Annotated in this window: 2 protein-coding genes; both read left to right on the forward strand. The window is 60.0% G+C overall.

What is annotated here, in order from left to right; genetic code table 11:
- On the forward strand, positions 1-232 hold a 232-nt coding region (locus AX018_RS25560), incomplete at its 5' end, for a hypothetical protein (RefSeq protein ID WP_211322532.1).
- Positions 233-262: 30 nt separating this feature from the next.
- Positions 263-2,278: an ATP-binding protein gene (locus AX018_RS24435; protein ID WP_111882831.1), complete on the forward strand. Its 2,016-nt coding sequence runs from the start codon at positions 263-265 to the stop codon at positions 2,276-2,278.
- The last annotated feature ends 191 nt before the right edge of the window (positions 2,279-2,469 follow it).

The raw sequence follows: 2,469 nt of genomic DNA on the forward strand, positions 1-2,469 counted from the left end.
ATGCAAACGCCCGATGCCGTGCATCGGGCGTCTCTGGCCGGCCAATGCCGGTCTGTTCAATGATCCAGGTGTCAACCTAGATCAGGACGGGTCACTCTTAGTTTTCTCAAGCGACATGGCGCTCCTTTTCATCTTCCGGGGCGGCGTGCCAACGTCGGCTGCGATTCACCGGGTAAGCTCATCGGCATTGTCGCGGCGCTGGGGTAAGCGCCGCAATACACTGTGGCGCTGAACGACGCTTTTGCCCGAGAGGACCGGCCGTATGGCGAACCAGCAATACCCTGTTGAAGTCCAACCGGACTTCCTCAAGAAGATCACCGGCGCCAAGCCGGTGCAGGCGCTGGCGGAGCTGATTTGGAACGGCCTCGATGCGGATGCCACCGAAGTGGTCGTCTCCTTCGAGTACAACGAACTCGACTCCTTGTCAGAGGTAATCGTCTGCGACAACGGGCTGGGCATTCCGCGCGACAAGGCCCCCGAATATTTCAGGCGCCTCGGTGGCTCGTGGAAACGTCCTGGCGCGGCGACGCAAGGCGGCCGCTTCCTGCACGGCCAGGAAGGCCGCGGACGATTCAAGGCGTTCGCGATCGGCGACTTCGCGGAGTGGTCGGTGGTCTACGAGAAGGACGGAAAGCCCTGGGCCTACAAAATCACGATGTCGGCCGCGGACATCCGCCACGTGTCGATCTCGGACGAAGCGGAGTCCCCTGGCACCCGGCGCGGCGTGACGCTCACAGTCACCGAGCCACGCAAGGATTTCACCACCTTCGTCAGCGAAGCGGGTCTGCATTCACTCACCGAAGTCTTCGCGCTGTATCTGGCCGACTATCCGGACATCAAGGTGACGGTGGGCGGTAACAGAATCGAGCCGAAGGCCGTGATCGCCAGCCGCAAGGAGTTCCAGCTCGCGGACATCAACGCCGCCGAGGCGACGCACACGGCACGGCTTGAGATCGTCGAGTGGAAGGGGCTGTCCAATCGCGCCTTGTTCCTTTGCAACGAGAAGCGTTTCCCGCTCGCGCAGGCGGACCGCCGCTTCCACGTCGGCGATTTCCAGTTCACCGCGTATCTCGAGACGTCTTACCTTTCAGCCGCCCAGAAGGAAGGCACTGTCGAACTTGCCGAAATGCAGGCGCCGATGGTGGCGGCGATCGACGAGGCGGTGAAGAAGATCAAAGAGTATTTCAGGCAACGGGCGGCGGTCGCCGCCCGAGGTTACGTTGAAGAGTGGAAAGCCGAACGCGTTTATCCGTTCGCCGAGGATCCCCGCAACGCGGTGGAACAGGTCGAGCGACAAGTCTTCGACATCGTGGCCGTGAGCGTCGCGCGGCACTTGCCCGACTTCGAGGACTCGCAGTCTCAGAACAAAGCGTTCCAGCTTCGCATGTTGCGCCAAGCGATCGAGAAAAGCCCGGAGGAGTTGCAGCTGATTCTGTCCGAGGTGCTGCGCCTGCCAAAGCGAAAGCAGGAAGAACTCGCCGAGCTCCTTCGGGACGTATCGCTCTCGGCGATCATCAGTTCAGCAAAGGTCGTAGCCGATCGCCTTCGGTTCCTAACCGGCCTCGAAGCTATCTTGTTCGATGCTGAGCCGAAAAAGCGGCTCAAAGAGCGCAGCCAGTTCCATCGCATCATCGCGCAGAACACATGGCTGTTCGGCGAGCAATTCAACCTCTCGGTTGACGACCAATCCCTAACCGAAGTCCTGCGCAAGCATAAGAAGCATCTCGGCGAAGACATCGTCATCGACGCACCGGTAAAGCACATCTCCCAGGAGCGGGGCATCGTCGATTTGATGTTGTCGAAAGCGATCCGCCGCCATCAGGCCAACAGCCTATCGCATTTGGTCGTGGAGCTCAAAGCGCCGTCCGTGAAGCTCGACACGAAGGAGATTTCCCAGATCGAGGGCTACGCCGCCTCGGTCACCGCCGACGAGAGGTTTCGCAACGTCGACGTGCAGTGGGAGTTCTGGGCAATTAGCGACGATCTCGGCCCCCACGGCAAGTTCCGCGTAGGTGATAAAGGCGGCGAGATCATGCGCCAAGGCAATGTCGCAGTCTTTCTCAAAACCTGGGGCCAGGTCATCGACGAGAACCGCGCGAGGCTTCAGTTCTACCAGGAGAAGCTCGAATACCAAGCTGACAAGGGCGCCGCGCTCAAACACCTACAGGGACACTATGCGAAATACTTGGAAGGTGTCCTCGAAGAAGCGGCAGCCACTGCTGGCGAGATGACTGCATCGCCCTCGGATGAGGCGGAAGAGGGCGACGCCGCGGATTAGCGGAGTCGATTCCTGTATCCACGAGTGAGCGTACTAGCTGTATCAGGTTTTGAGGTCTGAAAAGGCGCTTGGAAACACCTGCGGCCGGCCGCTCTTTAGTCCGCCCTGAACAACCCGTAAGCCGTTGATCTGTCTCGAAGTTCTTCGGCTAGCAGGGAGAAGGATTTGCAAGGTATGGTTTTGCCAGCCCC

The sequence above is a fragment of the Paracidovorax anthurii genome (assembly GCF_003269065.1).
Taxonomy (GTDB): Bacteria; Pseudomonadota; Gammaproteobacteria; order Burkholderiales; family Burkholderiaceae_C; genus Paracidovorax; species Paracidovorax anthurii.